A 16,865-nucleotide genomic window follows, 5' to 3' on the forward strand; every position below is an offset into this window, starting at 1 on the left:
TCGTCACCCGGAAAGTGACTACGTGCTGGAGGAAGAATGGCTCTATGAAGCCATCACAGAAACTTACATCCCCTTATTGAAAGTATTTGAAGGCTTAAAGCGAGACGGTATCGACTTTAAAATCACGATGAGTATGACACCACCTTTAGTGTCGATGCTTCGTGATCCTCTGCTTCAAGAACGCTATGACGCACACTTAACCCAACTAGAAGAACTTATACAACTAGAAGCAGAACATAATATCAATAATGGGCATCTTCGTTATTTAGCCGAACATTACATTACTGAGTTTAAGGAAGCGCGTCAGCTATGGGAACGCTACAAGGGTGACTTGGTGACAGCTTTTAAGCAGCTCCAAGACAGTAACAACCTGGAAATCATCACTTGCGGCGCTACTCACGGCTATTTGCCGTTGATGAAAATGTATCCCCAAGCAGTATGGGCGCAAATTCAGGTAGCCTGCGAACATTACGAGCAAACCTTTGGACAAGCACCCAGAGGTATTTGGTTGCCTGAATGCGCCTACTATGAAGGTTTAGAACGGATGCTAGCCGATGCTGGGTTACGCTACTTCCTTACCGATGGACACGGCATCCTTTACTCCCGTCCCCGTCCGCGCTTTGGCACTTATGCCCCAATTTATACAGAAACTGGTGTTGCTGTCTTTGGTCGAGATCAGGAATCGTCCCAACAGGTATGGTCTTCTGAGGTAGGCTATCCTGGGGCGGCGGAATATCGGGAATTTTACAAAGATTTGGGCTGGGAAGCAGAATATGAGTACATCAAGCCCTATATCATGCCCAATGGTCAGCGGAAAAATACGGGTATTAAGTATCACAAAATTACTGGGCGTGGCTTAGGACTTTCAGATAAGGCACTCTACGATCCTTATTGGGCTAAAGAAAAGGCAGCTGAACACGCTGCTAACTTTATGTATAACCGAGAACGGCAAGCCGAGCATCTGTATGGTATAATGCAGCGGCCGCCAATTATCGTTTCGCCCTATGACGCAGAGTTATTTGGACATTGGTGGTATGAAGGTCCCTGGTTTATTGATTATTTATTCCGTAAGTCGTGGTATGACCAAGGAACATATCAAATGACCCACTTGGCAGATTATTTGCGATCGCATCCAACGCAGCAAGTCTGTCGTCCTTCACAATCCAGTTGGGGTTTCAAGGGTTTCCACGAGTATTGGTTGAATGAAACAAATGCGTGGGTTTATCCGCATTTGCACAAAGCCCCAGAACGGATGATTGAAATATCGCACCTGGAACCGGAGGATGAGTTGGGGTGGAAAGCCTTGAACCAAGCAGCGCGGGAATTGTTATTAGCACAATCTTCTGACTGGGCATTTATTATGCGGACGGGAACAATGGTACCTTATGCAGTTAGACGAACGCGATCGCATCTGATGCGGTTCAATAAGCTCTACGAAGACGTTAAAATCGGCAAAATTGACAGTGGTTGGCTGGAAAAAGTTGAGTTAATGGATAATATCTTCCCTGAAATCAACTATCGCGTTTACCGTCCGTTATAGTTTTATACAAAGTAGGGTGGGCAACACCCACCTTATATTAGTAGTGAGAATGTCCATCATTAATTAATGTCCTTTGATAACCTGTGCAAACTCCTGTCGGAAAAACACCCCGTTACCTTTGCCAGTTGGGTATTAGGAACACCCCAAACTGCTGTCACAGTCCTCAAAACTGAATTGAGTATCGAACCAATTCGCGCTGATTACGTCACATTCTTACAACTACAAGAACGCATTCTCCATTTAGAATTTCAAACCAAACTCGAATCGATACCACCTCTACCCCTGCGGATGCTCGATTATTGGGTACGGTTATATCGGTTGTATCGTTTGCCAATCACGCAAGTTGTCGTCTTATTACTTCCTCCTACAGCAGAAACAGTCATTGAAACCGTCTTCAGTGTTGAAAACACCCGTCACGAATATCGTGTAATTTCCATGTGGTTAGAAAATCCTGAACTATTTCTCAATGAGCCAGCATTGTTACCATTAGCACCACTAACAGCAACCACCCAACCCCAAGCCTTGTTGCAAAAAGTTGTGGAACGAGTGAATCAACTTGAGCCAGAACAACGACCAGAAATCTCCACCTATACTCAAATCTTAGCGGGGTTAAAATATAAAAAGGACTTGATTCAACAATTATTTCGGGAGGGTATGATGCGCGAGTCAGTAATTTATCAGGAAATTCTAGCAGAAGGGGAACAACGAGGAGAACAACGAGGCGAACTACGAGGACGACAAGAAGGAGAACGATCGCTCATTCTCCGTCAACTTACTCGTCGCGTGGGAGAATTATCCCAACCAGTACTAGAACGGATTGAAGCTCTCTCCTTAGAACAATTAGAAAATCTTGGTGAAGCATTGTTAGATTTTCAGGCGATCGCAGATTTAGAAACTTGGTTCAGCATATTAGAGTAGCACAGGCAGCATCGCTATCAAGCAAAAATTACCTAAGCGATCGCTTCTCTCCTCTAAACAGTGGGATGTTAAGATAGGAGAATGTCTGCATACTTGGGAAGCAGACTTAAACCGCGTTTGGGCAGTTGCCGTCAGTCCAGATCATCAATATGTTGCCACTGGTGGTGATGAGCAGACCGTCAAACTGTGGGACATTCACACCGGAAGCTGTCTTCGGATATTCCACGGGCATACCGGACAAATTGTCTGTATTCTGTTCACTGCTGACAATAGCCGCATGATTAGCAGTAGTAGTGATGTCTACGACGGGCTACGCCTACGCACCATCAAAATTTGGCATCTGGCTACTGGACACTGCCTTGCTACACTAGAGAATCACCAAAATTGGGTATGGTCACTCAGTTTGAGTCCAGACGAGCAAACTCTCCTCAGCGGTAGCCAGGATGAAACGATCAATTGTTGGCATATTGCTACAGGGAAATGCTGGACAACTTTGCGGCCAGATCGCCCTTATGAAGGCACAATTATTACAGATGTTGAAGGGTTGACTGAGGCAGAGATGTCAACTTTACAAGCTTTGGGGGCGGTAGAGGTAAATTCAGGCTGTTCAATGCTTGTCAACTTTCGCTAAATTGGAAAAAGATAAACTCAAGGTAATTTTAAATGTCAGCACAATTGTTACTGGTGGATGATGAACCAGGAATACGGGAAGCCGTGAAAGATTATTTGCAAGAGAGCGGTTTCAGCGTTCAAGTCGCCAGTAACGCCCTTGAAGGTTGGGAATGGATGCAGATGAATACACCTGATTTAGTGATTTCCGATGTGATGATGCCTCAGGTAGATGGCTATCAGTTCCTCAAGCAAATGCGAGATGACCCCCGATTCCAAGCGCTTCCGGTGGTATTTTTAACCGCTAAAGGCATGACAGGCGATCGCATCCAAGGCTATCATGCTAGTGTTGATGCCTATCTACCCAAACCCTTCGATCCGGATGAGTTAGTGGCCATAGTCGAAAATTTGCTAGCCCGCCGCGCCGCCAAAGCTTCAACTACGGGAGATGGCGCTGAAACCCCTGATCTTGCTGAACTAGCCAATCAGATTGCCCAAATCAAGGCATTGTTAACTCAAAGAAATGCTATTTCCCTATCCCCAGCCCCTTTCAAAATTGATTTGACCCCTAGAGAACAAAGTGTTTTAAACTTAGTCGCTGAAGGGTTGATGAACAAAGAAATCGCCCGTCGCTTAGAAACCAGTGTCCGCAATGTAGAAAAGTATGTCAGTCGTTTGTTTAGTAAAACCGGCACCAATAGCCGTACAGAGTTAGTTCGTTTTGCTCTAGAACATGGTCTTGCTAAATAGACATTGGGTATTGAGCACTTGTACTGAGCAGTTTGGACTTTCTCTACGAGACGCTACGCAAACAGCAAGTGTTATATATAGTCAGCAGTTCGACAAGTCTTACCCTGAGCTTGTCGAAGGGCTAACTGTTACACCTGTCAAATTGCTCAGGGCAACGCAGGTCTTACCCTGAGCCTGCCGAAAGACCGATAAAGGCTCTTTTTGTTTTACCATAAATTGCTACAATCTTTATTATGTAGTCTTTCTAAAGTATTTTGTCTCACCGTAAGGTCGGCAACCCATGAGTTTAGCTGTAATTAAGTTCTCTTCAGAAGAGTGCGGCATCTGCCACAAAATGTCTTTTTATGACAAAAAGGTGACTGAGGAACTGGGTTTAGAATTTATCGATGTAAAAATGCAAGATACGGCTGCTTACCGCAAGTATCGCAAAATTTTATTGACTCAGTATCCTGATAAATCAGAAATGGGATGGCCTACTTACATTATCTGCAATTCTCCAGAAGGAGAATTTCAGATTGTGGGTGAGGTAAAAGGGGGTCATCCCAAAGGTGAGTTTAGAAGTCGTCTTCAAGAGGTTCTAGATTTTACAGCAAGTCAGAACTAAATTACCTCAAAAGATTTGACCTCTAGGACAGGGCCAATCATGGCAGCTGTCATAATATCTTCACGCACCTGTCCTTTAACCTTTGCTTTTTGTCCAGCTTTAAGTAAGTCTTTGTCAGCCCCTCTGAGGATTTCGTAAGTAACGCCTTCTTCTGTGACTAACGCCCATGCGCCTGTGCCAATATCACGATGTTGGATTGTGCCTGTAAGTGTAATCATAAACAGTGATGAGTTAAGGGTGCTGAGTGCTGAGTAAGGAGTGGGGAGTGGGGAGTTGAGTAGAATCAAGCCAGTTCCGGCGCGAATTGGAGCAAGCTGAGTAAGGAGTGGGGAGTGGGGAGTTAGGAGTTATAAAAATTCATTCCAATGCCCAATGCCCAATGCCCAATGCCCCATTTTCCATTTATGCGATTTTTTCTTCGTTTTTCAATGCTAAACGAGCAAGTCCATAACAAATTAGGGCATTGACGATGAGGAAGAGGCGCGCTAAGTTCTCACTTCCTAAACCCCAAACTGCTGGATTGTAAAACGCGCTTACTGTCAAGCACGCTGCTACACCTAAGGTTGAACCAATGGCAAACCATTTCCAGCTAGGATGTCCTAGTAGCAATGCCATTAACACAATGGGAATTAGTACGCTGGCAAACAGGGGATTCAAGGCATCAGTTCCCTGGAGGGTATTGCCTAGTTCGGGAATTGAACTACCCAAAACTCGCAAAGGCCACTGGGGAAGATCAAAGATATAGATTCCTTTGAGGAAGAATAACCCAGAACTGCCAGCAATTAAGCCACTGGATAAAGACCAACTCCAAGTGAATGGGAAGTAAACCCGTAAAAACCAAGCTAGCAGATAGGAACCAACTACCATTAAAATCTTAGGTAACAGCGCGATCGCACCACCATCAATCCAAAAGCCGGGGTTAAAATAGCCATTATCCCGTAACCATCGGAAGAAATCTGTGAAACTGATTTGCCCTGCGAAGGCTAGTTTGACTGCTGCTTCGGCATTGAGTTGTCCAGCGCCATAATAGTTTAAACCATCATCCTGGATAACTCGCGCCGACTGCTTGAGGACTTTTAAAACTTCATCTGGTTCTTTGATGCCAGCAGCTTTGATTAATGCTGCAACACCAGCAACGTGTGGAGAAGCCATGCTTGTACCCTGGAAGCCCAAAAATACCGCTTCGCCCTTTTCGTCGATAGTTTCTTGGAGAATCTTACCAGCTTCACTACCACCAGGAGCAGAGATATCTACCCCTGCACCAAAGTTAGAATAAGGCGCTTTTTCGCCATCTGGGCCAATTGCCGAAACGCCGATTACGTAGGGATAGCGGGCTGGATAGCTTGCACCATTGGCGCTTTCATTTCCGGCTGCGGCAATAATAACTACCCCTTTTCGATGGGCATAAGCGATCGCTTCTTTCATCAATTGGCTTTCACCGCTACCGCCTAAGCTCATATTAATCACATCTGCGTTTTTATCAGCAGCAAATTTAATCGCTTCGGCAATATCGGCAACGGTACCACCTCCATAGGAACTAAGTACCTTTAACGGCATCAGACTGGCTTCGTAGGCAATTCCAGCTACACCATATTTATTATTTGTGGCTTGGGCAATAGTTCCGGCAACATGAGTACCGTGTCCGTTATCGTCCTTGGCTTCTTCTCGGTCGTTAACAAAATCATAGCCTTTGACGAATTTTGTCTCATACAAGTCCCGCACTTTGGTAATCCCAGTGTCAATTACCGCAACTGTGATCCCACTGCCTTTGGTTTGACTCCATGCGCCTTCAATGCCGATTTGGTGCAAGTTCCACTGCTTGCTGTAATATTGGTCATTGGGGCCAGTTAATGAGGGACTTGTTTCATCATCTTCTTGAGGTCGCAAAAATTCTCCTAACCAAGCGGCTTCACCTGGTTGGGGAATCTTTGTGTAGATGTAATTTGGCTCAATGAATTCTGTAGCTTGGGCAAATTTAGATTTTTTCAGTTCTTGAAGTCGCTGCCGATCGCCCTTGATAATATACACATTATCTTTTTTAGAAAACTTGTTGTCTAATTGGGGTGTAAGGTTGTATTGTTTGGCGATCGCTTGCAAATTCTGTTCCACTACAGATGATGGAATATCTTCCCGAAAATCAAGCAAAATCGTCTCAAACTCTCCTTTAGCTGCCAATCCCTGAAAATTCAGGAAACCAAATATGGCAGATCCCAGCCCAATGACAAATAGGCACAACAATATAAGCTTTTTCATATAAACTCATCACCGCTTTTTGCCAGTTTTCTCACTACCATAACTTATCTGCATCCCTTATTGGGGGATTTTGCACTTTTAGTTACAAGTTTTACTTCATCATTATTCAGGAATTTTATAAACGATGGAACGCGGTCTTTTGTGGTTGCCCCTGTTAGTAATATTTTTCTGGTTGGCTTGGCAAGGCTCGAAGGAATATCAAAAAGTTGAAGCCTATCGCACCTGGGCAGAGCAATTTGAACGGGCTAAGTATGATATTTATGCTGTGTTGGGTCAAAAAGGCAACAATTTAACTTGGGGAAAACCCACGCCTCAAGGGCCGATTAAATTAGAAACATTCTCTCTACTTCATGTCCAGCAAATCTACCTTTTGATAGATGGCAAATCTGTAGATGTTGAAAATCCACCGGATAAAGGTCGTTCTATAGAGTTAGAATTTCTATTTTCGGAATCTACTAACTCAGTGCGGGTTCCGTTTACAGAAATCCCTTTGGCGGCGGAATGGGGTAAATTTTTGCTCTTAGTATTACAAGGCTTGCGATCGCCACAAAATCAGTAATTATTTAAACGGTATTACTTCATCTGAAAAATACATAAAGTCAAATTTAATAAGTCAAAGCTCATTTGACTTACTCAAACCCCAGTTTGCTTACTCATTTTAGTGTTTTCCGCAAGTAAAAGCTTATTTGACTTACTCAAACCCCAGTTTGATTACTAATTTTGGTATTTTCCGTAAGCAAAAGCTCATCTAACTTACTCAAAAGCTTATTTGACTTACTTATTTCAGTAAATCCTGCACTCATTCGAGTAATTCAGACACTCGTGACACTACTTCTTTACCACTTGCAGGCGCTGAATTACCATCGTCATCCCATTGCCTCGCAGGATGACAGCAGAAATCCATTGGCTACCAGGAGTAAGTGGTGCTTTTCCGACTTTAAACAGTCCACCAGATGTAAGTAATTCCAAATCTACTGATGTGGGGTTGAGAAACTTATTTGCTTGAATAGGCTCCTCTAGCGCTGTTCCTAGTAGAAAATCATCACCAAGTGGCTCTTGAACGATCGCATCAAAATTATACTTCTGACCAACTTTCACCTGCTGCGGTAATTTAATATCAATTTTCGGTGGCTTGCTTCCAGAGGTAAGTTGGGTGCGTTCTGACAAAATATCTTGGCGGACGATTTTTCCGCCTGTAATGCGCTGACGCGATTTAATTGTGGCATTGAGAGTCATATTATTACCATTACCGGAGGGTAAGCCAGTGATCTTTGTTTCTGTTTCGGCGATGATGGCATTACCTTCAGGTTTTGAAGATAGCAGTTTTGTAGAGTATTGTAATTTAGGATATCGTTGCCAGAGTGAAATCAAGGACTTTTCTAGGGTTTGGCGGTTTAACCCATCCCCATGAATAAAATTGGGGCTGTAGAATTGCAACACCCCTTGAACATTGCCTTGGCTTGCGGCTGCATCAATTTGTGTCAACAGGTTTGTCAGATTGGCTGGTACATTTTGGACTAATTGCTGTGGTGTAGTCGCTTGAGTGCGTTGCCAATCACTTGTTAAACCAAGTGTCAGCAGGAAGGAAATCAACCCGATGCTGGTTGATAATCTGAGTTGGTGTCTCACTAAGGCGGCAATAATGTTAGTCATTGGTAAGAATTTACTGATTTGATTAGAGAAGGTAAGGAAATTGTTTTATCTTAGTTAAATTAGGCGCTAAAGGGTAGAGGTTTGATTGATAAACGCACCGATACGATTATTAATAGCTGCCAGTGGGACTGGTGGACATTTGTTTCCAGCGATCGCCCTGGCTCAAAAACTTCCAGATTATGAGATTGAATGGTTGGGAGTACCCAATCGGCTAGAAACTCAACTTGTCCCTAAAGAGTATCCCTTGAATACTATTGCAGTTGAAGGGTTTCAGCAAGGGTTTGGTCTCTCCTCGATTCGCATTTTGGGTAAACTCGTTCGTTCAATTCTGGAAGTTAGACGAATTCTTAAACAGGGAAATTTTCAAGGAGTGTTTACCACAGGAGGCTATATTGCCGCGCCAGCCGTGATTGCAGCGCGTTCTCTCGGTTTGCCGATGGTTTTCCACGAATCTAACGCCTTACCGGGGAAAGTAACTCGCTTTTTTGGTCCTTGGTGTAGTGTGGTAGCTTTAGGATTTGAAGTAGCTGCTAAGTATTTGCCACGATGCACAAATGTCTGTGTTGGCACTCCTGTAAGAGAGCAATTCCTCGACGGGGCAATTAATGCACCACTAGATTTAGCCATTCCTGATGGTGTTCCTTTAATTGTCGTCTTTGGTGGTAGCCAAGGCGCAGTTGCCATCAATAAATTAGTGCGCGAATCTGCGAATGCTTGGTTTGCTGCTGGTGTTTATGTAGTACATTTAACTGGCGATCGCGATCCAGAAGCAGATAGTCTCAAACATCCACAGTACATAGCCTTACCTTTTTACAACAATATGGCAGCGTTGTTACAACGAGCTTCTTTAGCCATTACTCGTTCTGGTGCCGGTAGCTTGACAGAATTAGCAGTGTGTGGAACGCCAGCGATTTTAATTCCTTACCCCTTTGCCGCAGAAGACCATCAATCCTACAATGCAGAGGTATTTACAAAAACTGGTGCGGCGTTAACGCTGAAACAATCGGAGTTAACGGCACAAACATTGCAAAGTAATGTGTTGAACTTGTTGCACTCACCGGAAGAGTTAGCAAAGATGGGAGAAAAAGCTCATGCGATCGCAGTTCCCGATAGTGCCCAAAAGTTGGCGCAATTAGTGCGTGAGGTGATCGAAACTTAACGTTTATTATTTAGTATTAGAAATTTATTCTTTCAGTTATGAAAATCCTATTCAGCCAAAAATTTCGCTTTACACTAGGTTGTGCTGCTTTATTAGTTGTAAGTTTGGTCAGTAATCATCTATATACTCAGTCAAAAACTAAACAATTAACCCAAGAAAATCCCGTTTCACTTCAACTTGTTGCTCAAAAAACATCTGATGAGATTCCGCAGAATTTGTTAGCGTCATCTGCACCTTATCCAGTTGTCGATGAGTTCAAAAAATATAAATTTAGCATTAATGGCAGTCAGGTTGTGACTCCAGTTAAACTGCCAATTTCTAAGGTTAACTTCAATCAAAAAGATTTATTAACCGTTCTCGTTAATACCAGAAAATATTTTCAAGACTACGCTTCGGAAGACCCAGATATTCAGCGTACAGGAATGCTCTCCACTCAAGGAGTTACTGTGCCAGATGTTCTTAAGACTTTAGATTTCATGATTGTTGTTTTAAAGGAGGATATTGCTAATAATCGAGCGACTCGTTTACAAGATCCTAAGTTTATCAATACAAATTTTCGAGTGATCAAATGGACTGCCTATAACCAAAAAAATAAGAACCAAAAACAATTAAGAATTACTAAATATGCTGTCTTTACTCACTCCGGTTCTCGCAAAAAAAGTTCTAATTTTAATACAGCAATTTATAGCTTAAAAGAAAACTCTAATAACGATAAGTTCTATACTAGATATACGAAACAGGATGTTTTATCTGGGATTTATGAGCCAGGTGGTAGAGACTTTGGGAAAGTTAAAAGTCTCGCTTATCTAACCAGAAATGGCTTAGAAGAAGCTCTGATGCAAGGAACAGTACTGATTAACTTTACAGATGGTTATAAGGCATTTTTTAATGTAGATAGAAATAATGGAATATCTTATATTCGCGGATTAAAAGCAACAGCACAAAAACGTTATTGGTATTTTAGAGAGGTTGATGCCATTAAAGGCTATGGATATAAAATAGATGCAAAAATTTCTATTAAACCAGGAGTAACCTTTGCTGGGGATGTTCTAAATATTGGTTTAGGTAAAGTGATTGTCATTGAACATAATAAAAATGGTCGCAAACATCTGCAAATGGGAGTTATGGCTGATACAGGCGGAGCATTTTTACCCAATCTTTATCAACTCGATTTTTTAGCAGGGATTTTTAAGAATCAAAGAGAATTTGGTCAGTATATCAACCAGTTGCCTGAGTATGCTACAGCATATTTTTTAATAAAAAAGTGAAATTTGGGAAGCGATCGCTTCAATTTTCCCGATTTATCCAATCTTTTCCACCAGCTAGCTGACTGAGATAATCATCCATAATCGCTGGTAATTCCTTTGCCGAATAAGTATATGTTAAAGCCAGCAAACTAATTGCTGTAGTTGAAATTTGGTTTTTATTTAGCATTGTTGACAACTGAGAGCGAGTAAATTTACCATTCATTACTTCATCGCTAGCATCTGCGATTGCATCTTCAATAACTTCCTCTTCTATGAAATTCTCCCACTCATCTGAATCAATGTAGTAAGATTTTTTATTATCTTTGATATTCACTTCTTTAATTTCGCGGATTGCATTGCGAATAGAAGCAACCCAAGAATTTGTTAACCGTTGTTCTACTTGGTTCTTAATCAAATGAATCAGCAAAATCCTTAAAAACGATTTAATCTGACGCAGAATTGCCTTTTTACTCATTCCCTCTAATTCATCAACAATTGCCAAAGCATCTGCATAACGTCCTTCCAAAATACTCTTTTTGAGGTCTATTAATTCTTGCGTCATTTTTTCACCGCCTACCTGCTTTCCAATCTTCTCCACCGACTAGCTGAGTTAAAGTTTCAGCCACAGCTGCGGGTAACTCCTTAGTTGAATAAGAGTAAGTTAGCGCCAAAAACTTCAAAGCAGTCTGAATAATCTGCTTTCTATCCACCATTTCAACCAGTTGAAATTCATTGTACATTCCATTCAAAACTTCCACGCTAGTATCACGCACTGCTGCTTCTATTTCATCTTCCATATAGGTATCCCATTCGTTTAAGTTGATATAATAGGATTTTTTATTGTCTTTGATATTCAGCTTTTTAATTTCTCGAACTGAATTACGAATAGAAGCTACCCATGAACCAGTTAACCTTTGTTCTAGTTGGTTCTTAATCAAATGAATCAGCAGAATCCTTAAATAAGCTTGGATATTCCGCAGAATAGCTTGTTTACTCATTCCCTCTAATTCATCAACAATTACCAAAGCATCTGCATAACGTCCTTCCAAAATACTCTTTTTGAGGTCTATTAATTCTTGCGTCATTTTTTCACCGCCTACCTGCTTTCCAATCTTCTCCACCGATTAGCTGAGTTAAAGTTTCAGCCACAACTGCGCGTAACTCCCTAGCTGAATAAGAATAAGTTAGCGCCAAAAACTTCAAAGCAGTCTGAATAATCTGCTTTCTATCTACCATTTCAATCAGTTGGAATTCATTGTACATTCCATTCAAAACTTCTACACTGGCATCACCCACTGCTAATTCTATTTCATCTTCAACATAGATATCCCATTCGGTTAAATTGATATAATAGGATTTCTTATTGTCTTTGAGATTGAGTTTCTTAATTTCTATAAGTGAATTCCGAATAGAAGCAACCCAAGAATTTGTTAACCGTTGTTCTACTTGGTTCTTAATCAAATGAATCAGCAGAATCCTTAAATAAGCTTGGATATTTCGCAGAATAGCTTGTTTACTCATTCCCTCTAATTCATCAACAATTACCAAAGCATCTGCGTAACGTCCTTCCTGAATACAAGTTCTGAGGTCTATTAATTCCTGCGTCATTTTTAGTCACCTCAAAATTTCATCATAACTAATTTGGGCGTTGCCGAATTAAGGGATTAAATTTTATGTATTGAAATCTAAAACTCCATATACTCTCTGCGTCTCTGCGCGACGCCAGGTGCTTCAAGTCGGCAAAGCCGCCCAACGCACTGGCTCCTCTGCGTGACATAAATTATCTCGCAAATATACAACGCCCTAATTTGAATATAACAATTACCCACCTTTAACATTGATAGAGCAGGTATCTTACCTGCTCTTGTTCATGCAGTATCTTTACTTCTTCGCCTGTATCACTTGCAAACTACCACCTGCATATAAAATTGGCTGACTCACTTTAAACTTATTCTCAGTTAACAATCCAACCAAATCAGTTTTCAATAATTCCCAAGCTGTTTCCGTTTCAAACAACAACAAAAATAGTGATATCCCAGTCCAAAATATCGGATTTGTCGGAGCGTGAAAATCCACTAACGTAAACACTCCGCCTGGCTTCAGCACCCGATAAACTTCATTAATAATTTTTCGTAATTGCTGAGGCTGCATCTCGTGTAGTGCGACGCTGGTATGCACCACATCAAACAGATTATCTGCAAATGGCATCTCCTCGGCAAAAGCTTCGATATAAGAAGCTAATGGTACATTTTGCTGCGCTCGTTGCAAAGACTTGGGTGAAGCATCCAATCCTGTTACATTTTGTGAAAATTCTACCAAAAATTGCGTCGTTTGACCACTACCGCAACATAAATCTAAGACTTGAGTATCTGAGTGAATTATTAAGTCTTGCAAAGCAAGTTTCCGAAAACGGGTTTCACCACCTACACTAAAGGCTGCTAAACGAGAGATGCTATCATATAACCATTGATAGCGGTAACTCCAATCCCTTAAAATTGTTGCCATTACATATTTCCTTGTTATTAAGCTTTATCTTTAATAAAGATATATTGTTAACATTAGTAAAAAACCTGAAAAGATTGGGGGGAAGGTAACTGCTATGGGTCGTGTAGGCATCTTATTACTCAATCTCGGTGGCCCCGATAAGCTTGAAGATGTCGGGCCGTTTTTGTACAACCTATTTTCCGATCCGGAAATCATTCGCCTACCATTTAGCTGGTTGCAAAAGCCCCTAGCTTGGTTTATTGCCTCGCGGCGAACTAAAACATCTCAAGCAAACTATAAGCAAATCGGTGGTGGTTCCCCACTGCGGCGAATCACAGAAGAGCAAGGGGAAGCTCTAAGAAAACAGTTGGGTTATTTGGGACAAGAAGCTAATATCTACGTGGGAATGCGTTATTGGCATCCCTATACAGAAGAGGCGATCGCACAGATCATCCAAGATAATATAGAACATCTGGTAATATTACCACTATATCCCCAGTTTTCTATCAGTACCAGTGGTTCCAGCTTCCGGCTTTTAGAAAAGCTTTGGCAAGAAGACCCAAAACTTCAAGGCATTGATTACACCGTTATTCCTTCCTGGTACAAGCAACCAGGCTACCTGCAAGCAATGGCGGAACTCATAGCCCAGGAACTTGAGCAGTTTCCTAACCCGAATGAAGTTCATATATTCTTCAGCGCTCACGGCGTTCCTAAAAGCTACGTTGAAGAAGCTGGCGACCCTTACCAGCAAGAAATTGAGGAATGTACTGCCCTGATTATACAAACCCTCAATCGACCCAATGTCCACACCTTGGCTTACCAAAGTCGCGTCGGCCCAGTAGAATGGCTTCAACCTTATACTGAAGATGCTCTTAAAGAACTAGGCGCACAAGGCGTAAAAGATTTGGTTGTCGTGCCGATTAGTTTTGTTTCAGAACACATTGAAACACTACAAGAAATTGATATTGAGTATCGGGAAGTAGCAGAAGAATCAGGAATTCACAACTTCCGTCGCGTACCTGCTCCCAATACCAATCCAGTGTTTATTAATGCACTTGCAGACTTAGTGATTGATGCGCTGAAAAACCCCAGTTTTAAGCTTTCGCAAGCTGCCCAAATGAAAAAAATCGTAAAAATGTACCCTAAAGAGGGGTGGCAGTGGGGTCTAACTACCAGTGCTGAAGTATGGAATGGGCGGATTGCCATGCTGGGCTTTATTGCCTTAATCATCGAGCTGATTACCGGTCGTGGCTTCTTGCATCTGATTGGACTTTTGCAGTAAATGAGAGGAGTTAGGAATTTAAAATTTTTCTGCCTAACTCTTCACTCTGAAACTTGAATTTCTCACAAGTAATAAAAATTGAAGAAGAATTCTGTTTTGATAAATCAAGTATAAAATCGCAGTTAAAAAGATAAAATAAGCACATTTTTTATCTTAGTACTGAAATCAAAATGCTGTGCTCATAATAAAAAATTGAACGTTTGCAACAAATGTAAATAGCCTTTGGAAGCAATTTGCCATAACATAATTCCAAATTTTACAAAATCTCTGACAACTTTACCAGCAGACTATTTGCTAAATCTAATAACTTAACGTCATCTGTATCAACACTATTTTCTTCATCGGTTAACAGATTTATCACAGCAGATAACCTGTCATTGGTTTGGGAAATTCTCCAAGATTCTTCTAAGTTTACTGCGAAATCAAACAGCGATCGCTCTCCTAAATCCTGTCTTACCTTGATAGCTACACTATCCTTACTTATCAAAAATTCTTTAATAGCATCTAATCGAGAATTACCTACTATTTCGTCATTTCCCCACGTTTCTAGCCAGTCTCCATCTACATCATCAACGTAAAAATTGACAAAATCAACCCCGTAAGTTAGCCAGTTTTGCTGCATTTGTCGGGCTGTCGCTAAAGCTTCAGCAAATGTATCTACTTGATTGTCGCAGCTGTGAGTTTCTCTTTTGTTAGCCATAAAACCTGTAATGAGGAGGTAAGTTATGTATGCTAGAATCCAAATCTGGAATATCAAATTCCTGAAAGTTTACGAAAATTTTAAATATTTACCACCAGAAAGGTAATCACTGTTATGCAGTGCCACGTTGACTAACTGGTTAACATAATTAGCATCCTTGGGATTGTAACTTAAGAAAAGTCCTCTCTCGATTTCCCACGATCGCAATGTATTTTGCCAAGCTTGATACTTTTGTTGATTAAGTTCTTCACTCACACTGGTAATTTGAATACACAGTGGTTGATTGTTACGACTAACGATTAAATCTGTTGCCATAGAAAGGTCGGCAATATAACGCTGCCAAAAACTACCTTCTCGCTGAACAATATCTTGGGCTATTGATTTAATAATATCATGATCAACCTGATTAAATTCGCCTGACATCAATTTCTGCTTCCAAATATAAAACTTGGAGTCGCTGGCATGAATCCATCTAGGAAAGAGATAACTGTACCAATATCTTTCAATTGGTGTCATCAGATCGAACTTGGCTTTTTGTTCTTCTTCGGAAGGTAAGGATTTGATTATCAGCCAAATTGTAGAATCCGTAATTACCTCTAGCAGAAAGGCAATCACAAAGGGTTTAGCAGTCAGGGAACCTGGCTTAATATTCTTTACCCAGCGATTGATTTCATCTAATCTTCTCGCTAAATTGGGATCTATCGAGGAGGCTTGGAGGGTAAGGTACTTTAGCTTCTCCTTAATCTGTTTTGCTTGCAAACGATGCCCTACTTTTAGGTACTAAGAGGATGTTTTAAAAGTATCGTTATTAACATCAGGGTCGATACCCTGTGCTATTAAAACCTCACGTAGTCTAGCAATTTGTTGCTCTGCCTGTTGTGCACGTTCTTCTGCCTGTTGTACACGTTCTTCTGCTTGTTGGGCACGTAAAGTTTCTTGTTCAGCTAGTTCTTCAGATGATGGCAGTAATTGATTTTCAGGAGTAAAGAATCTTAATTTACCTTCATAAATTCCTAAATAAAGTTCTAACTGCTGACTCCACAAATGTCCCTCAGTGGTGGGTTGAATTTCTTGATACTTACCATCAAGTATATGAAATCCCTGAAACTCCATTGTTACAGGATGAAACCAGAAATAATCCGGTGTGCGAAAAGTATCTTGGTAAACTTGTTTTTTTAAACCTTTATCAACTGCTGTCGTTGAATTCGACAAAATCTCTATAATCACGTTGGGATACTTGCCATCTTCTTGCCAAACTACCCAACTCTTACGGTCTTTTTTCTCGGTTCCCAAAACTACAAAAAAGTCTGGGCCTCGGAAATGTTCTGATTTCTTCTGGTTAGGACTGTAATAAATCGTCAAGTTGCCAGAAGCATAAAAATCTTGTCGCTCTCGCCACCATAATTTGAGTATGCGAATCAGCAAGTCGATTTGGTCACGGTGCAGGTCACTTTCCAAGGGTGGTTCGTCGCTATATATATCGCCAGGAGGAAAAATAACTTCATCCTCTGAAATATCATCAGATATAAATTCTATAGTAGCAAGTTCAGACATCAGCGATCGCTCCGCAATTTATTTTCATTCCGCAACTATCCAACGCCTAAATTTTAACTGAAAAATGTTTTTGTGAATTTACTGATGCGCTCAAATATTCTCAGGGTCGATG

The 16,865-nt window shown here is 41.2% G+C and carries 19 protein-coding genes; 9 read left to right on the forward strand and 10 right to left on the reverse strand.

Translation table 11 applies throughout. From position 1 onward, the window contains the following. From ACEW80_RS13110 to ACEW80_RS13130, 5 genes are all read left to right on the forward strand, one after another. A partial coding sequence (locus tag ACEW80_RS13110; protein ID WP_373526997.1) for a glycoside hydrolase family 57 protein occupies positions 1–1,540 on the forward strand: 1,540 nt, incomplete at its 5' end. 66 nt (positions 1,541–1,606) lie between these two features. Next, the gene (locus ACEW80_RS13115; RefSeq protein ID WP_373526998.1) at positions 1,607–2,458 is read left to right on the forward strand and encodes an Rpn family recombination-promoting nuclease/putative transposase; all 852 of its coding nucleotides are present in this window, start codon (positions 1,607–1,609) and stop codon (positions 2,456–2,458) included. 85 nt (positions 2,459–2,543) lie between these two features. Then, the gene (locus tag ACEW80_RS13120; RefSeq protein WP_373527015.1) at positions 2,544–3,089 is read left to right on the forward strand and encodes a WD40 repeat domain-containing protein; all 546 of its coding nucleotides are present in this window, start codon (positions 2,544–2,546) and stop codon (positions 3,087–3,089) included. A 32-nt stretch (positions 3,090–3,121) separates the two neighbouring features. Then, a complete protein-coding gene (locus tag ACEW80_RS13125; protein WP_373526999.1) occupies positions 3,122–3,817 on the forward strand; it encodes a response regulator in 696 nt (231 codons plus the stop codon). A 280-nt stretch (positions 3,818–4,097) separates the two neighbouring features. Next, the gene (locus tag ACEW80_RS13130; protein WP_373527000.1) at positions 4,098–4,421 is read left to right on the forward strand and encodes a thioredoxin family protein; all 324 of its coding nucleotides are present in this window, start codon (positions 4,098–4,100) and stop codon (positions 4,419–4,421) included. Here the strand turns inward: ACEW80_RS13130 and ACEW80_RS13135 are convergent. Both ACEW80_RS13135 and ACEW80_RS13140 read right to left on the reverse strand, forming a co-directional pair. Beyond that, positions 4,418–4,639, reverse strand: coding sequence for a hypothetical protein (locus ACEW80_RS13135; protein WP_373527001.1), 222 nt, complete (start codon positions 4,637–4,639; stop codon positions 4,418–4,420). The genes ACEW80_RS13130 and ACEW80_RS13135 overlap by 4 nt on opposite strands. Positions 4,640–4,823: 184 nt before the next feature. Further along, positions 4,824–6,674 carry a S8 family peptidase gene (locus ACEW80_RS13140; RefSeq protein WP_373527002.1) on the reverse strand — a complete coding sequence of 617 codons (1,851 nt, stop codon included), beginning with the start codon at positions 6,672–6,674 and terminating at the stop codon, positions 4,824–4,826. Between the two features lie 124 nt (positions 6,675–6,798). Between ACEW80_RS13140 and ACEW80_RS13145 the strand changes: the two genes are divergently transcribed. Then, a complete protein-coding gene (locus ACEW80_RS13145; protein ID WP_373527003.1) occupies positions 6,799–7,233 on the forward strand; it encodes a hypothetical protein in 435 nt (144 codons plus the stop codon). Positions 7,234–7,502: 269 nt separating this feature from the next. Here the strand turns inward: ACEW80_RS13145 and ACEW80_RS13150 are convergent, their stop codons facing one another. Further along, positions 7,503–8,327 (reverse strand): nuclear transport factor 2 family protein, encoded by an 825-nt coding sequence (locus ACEW80_RS13150; RefSeq protein ID WP_373527004.1) that lies wholly within the window; start codon positions 8,325–8,327, stop codon positions 7,503–7,505. Between the two features lie 85 nt (positions 8,328–8,412). Between ACEW80_RS13150 and murG the strand changes: the two genes are divergently transcribed. Together murG and ACEW80_RS13160 are read left to right on the forward strand one after the other, a co-directional pair. After that, positions 8,413–9,486, forward strand: a complete 1,074-nt coding sequence (murG, locus tag ACEW80_RS13155) for an undecaprenyldiphospho-muramoylpentapeptide beta-N-acetylglucosaminyltransferase (RefSeq protein WP_373527005.1) — start codon at positions 8,413–8,415, stop codon at positions 9,484–9,486. Between the two features lie 38 nt (positions 9,487–9,524). Beyond that, entirely contained in the window at positions 9,525–10,754 is a 1,230-nt protein-coding gene (locus tag ACEW80_RS13160) for a hypothetical protein (protein WP_373527006.1), read from the forward strand. 19 nt (positions 10,755–10,773) lie between these two features. Here ACEW80_RS13160 and ACEW80_RS13165 read toward each other — a convergent pair whose 3' ends face one another. The 4 genes from ACEW80_RS13165 to ACEW80_RS13180 all read right to left on the reverse strand — a co-directional run bounded on the left by ACEW80_RS13165 (position 10,774) and on the right by ACEW80_RS13180 (position 13,238). After that, complete coding sequence (locus ACEW80_RS13165) at positions 10,774–11,295, reverse strand: DUF29 family protein (RefSeq protein ID WP_373527007.1); 522 nt, start codon at positions 11,293–11,295, stop codon at positions 10,774–10,776. A 4-nt stretch (positions 11,296–11,299) separates the two neighbouring features. Further along, on the reverse strand, positions 11,300–11,818 hold the full coding sequence (locus tag ACEW80_RS13170) for a DUF29 family protein (RefSeq protein ID WP_373527008.1): 519 nt from the start codon (positions 11,816–11,818) through the stop codon (positions 11,300–11,302). A 4-nt stretch (positions 11,819–11,822) separates the two neighbouring features. After that, positions 11,823–12,341, reverse strand: a complete 519-nt coding sequence (locus tag ACEW80_RS13175; protein ID WP_373527009.1) for a DUF29 family protein — start codon at positions 12,339–12,341, stop codon at positions 11,823–11,825. Between the two features lie 273 nt (positions 12,342–12,614). After that, positions 12,615–13,238: a class I SAM-dependent methyltransferase gene (locus ACEW80_RS13180; RefSeq protein WP_373527010.1), complete on the reverse strand. Its 624-nt coding sequence runs from the start codon at positions 13,236–13,238 to the stop codon at positions 12,615–12,617. 94 nt (positions 13,239–13,332) lie between these two features. Between ACEW80_RS13180 and hemH the strand changes: the two genes are divergently transcribed. Further along, on the forward strand, positions 13,333–14,499 hold the full coding sequence (gene hemH / locus ACEW80_RS13185; protein WP_373527011.1) for a ferrochelatase: 1,167 nt from the start codon (positions 13,333–13,335) through the stop codon (positions 14,497–14,499). A gap of 256 nt (positions 14,500–14,755) precedes the next feature. On the opposite strand, the gene ACEW80_RS13190 is transcribed toward hemH, so the two are convergent. The 3 genes from ACEW80_RS13190 to ACEW80_RS13200 all read right to left on the reverse strand — a co-directional run bounded on the left by ACEW80_RS13190 (position 14,756) and on the right by ACEW80_RS13200 (position 16,753). Further along, positions 14,756–15,199 carry a hypothetical protein gene (locus tag ACEW80_RS13190; RefSeq protein WP_373527012.1) on the reverse strand — a complete coding sequence of 148 codons (444 nt, stop codon included), beginning with the start codon at positions 15,197–15,199 and terminating at the stop codon, positions 14,756–14,758. A 69-nt stretch (positions 15,200–15,268) separates the two neighbouring features. Next, positions 15,269–15,958: a hypothetical protein gene (locus ACEW80_RS13195; protein ID WP_373527013.1), complete on the reverse strand. Its 690-nt coding sequence runs from the start codon at positions 15,956–15,958 to the stop codon at positions 15,269–15,271. A gap of 21 nt (positions 15,959–15,979) precedes the next feature. After that, entirely contained in the window at positions 15,980–16,753 is a 774-nt protein-coding gene (locus tag ACEW80_RS13200) for a Uma2 family endonuclease (RefSeq protein WP_373527014.1), read from the reverse strand. Positions 16,754–16,865: the final 112 nt, after the last annotated feature.

It is taken from the genome of Nostoc sp., from assembly GCF_041747015.1.
In the GTDB taxonomy this organism is placed as follows: Bacteria; Cyanobacteriota; Cyanobacteriia; order Cyanobacteriales; family Nostocaceae; genus Nostoc.

Coding starts and splice junctions, on each gene's coding strand:
- ACEW80_RS13180 (WP_373527010.1), bottom strand. CDS start 13,238: ATGGCAACAATTTTAAGGGATTGGAGTTACCGCTATCAATGGTTATAT.
- ACEW80_RS13145 (WP_373527003.1), top strand. CDS start 6,799: ATGGAACGCGGTCTTTTGTGGTTGCCCCTGTTAGTAATATTTTTCTGG.
- ACEW80_RS13170 (WP_373527008.1), bottom strand. CDS start 11,818: ATGACGCAAGAATTAATAGACCTCAAAAAGAGTATTTTGGAAGGACGT.
- ACEW80_RS13200 (WP_373527014.1), bottom strand. CDS start 16,753: ATGTCTGAACTTGCTACTATAGAATTTATATCTGATGATATTTCAGAG.
- ACEW80_RS13150 (WP_373527004.1), bottom strand. CDS start 8,327: ATGACTAACATTATTGCCGCCTTAGTGAGACACCAACTCAGATTATCA.
- ACEW80_RS13135 (WP_373527001.1), bottom strand. CDS start 4,639: ATGATTACACTTACAGGCACAATCCAACATCGTGATATTGGCACAGGC.
- ACEW80_RS13125 (WP_373526999.1), top strand. CDS start 3,122: ATGTCAGCACAATTGTTACTGGTGGATGATGAACCAGGAATACGGGAA.
- ACEW80_RS13160 (WP_373527006.1), top strand. CDS start 9,525: ATGAAAATCCTATTCAGCCAAAAATTTCGCTTTACACTAGGTTGTGCT.
- ACEW80_RS13190 (WP_373527012.1), bottom strand. CDS start 15,199: ATGGCTAACAAAAGAGAAACTCACAGCTGCGACAATCAAGTAGATACA.
- ACEW80_RS13175 (WP_373527009.1), bottom strand. CDS start 12,341: ATGACGCAGGAATTAATAGACCTCAGAACTTGTATTCAGGAAGGACGT.
- ACEW80_RS13130 (WP_373527000.1), top strand. CDS start 4,098: ATGAGTTTAGCTGTAATTAAGTTCTCTTCAGAAGAGTGCGGCATCTGC.
- ACEW80_RS13115 (WP_373526998.1), top strand. CDS start 1,607: ATGTCCTTTGATAACCTGTGCAAACTCCTGTCGGAAAAACACCCCGTT.
- hemH (WP_373527011.1), top strand. CDS start 13,333: ATGGGTCGTGTAGGCATCTTATTACTCAATCTCGGTGGCCCCGATAAG.
- ACEW80_RS13165 (WP_373527007.1), bottom strand. CDS start 11,295: ATGACGCAAGAATTAATAGACCTCAAAAAGAGTATTTTGGAAGGACGT.
- ACEW80_RS13140 (WP_373527002.1), bottom strand. CDS start 6,674: ATGAAAAAGCTTATATTGTTGTGCCTATTTGTCATTGGGCTGGGATCT.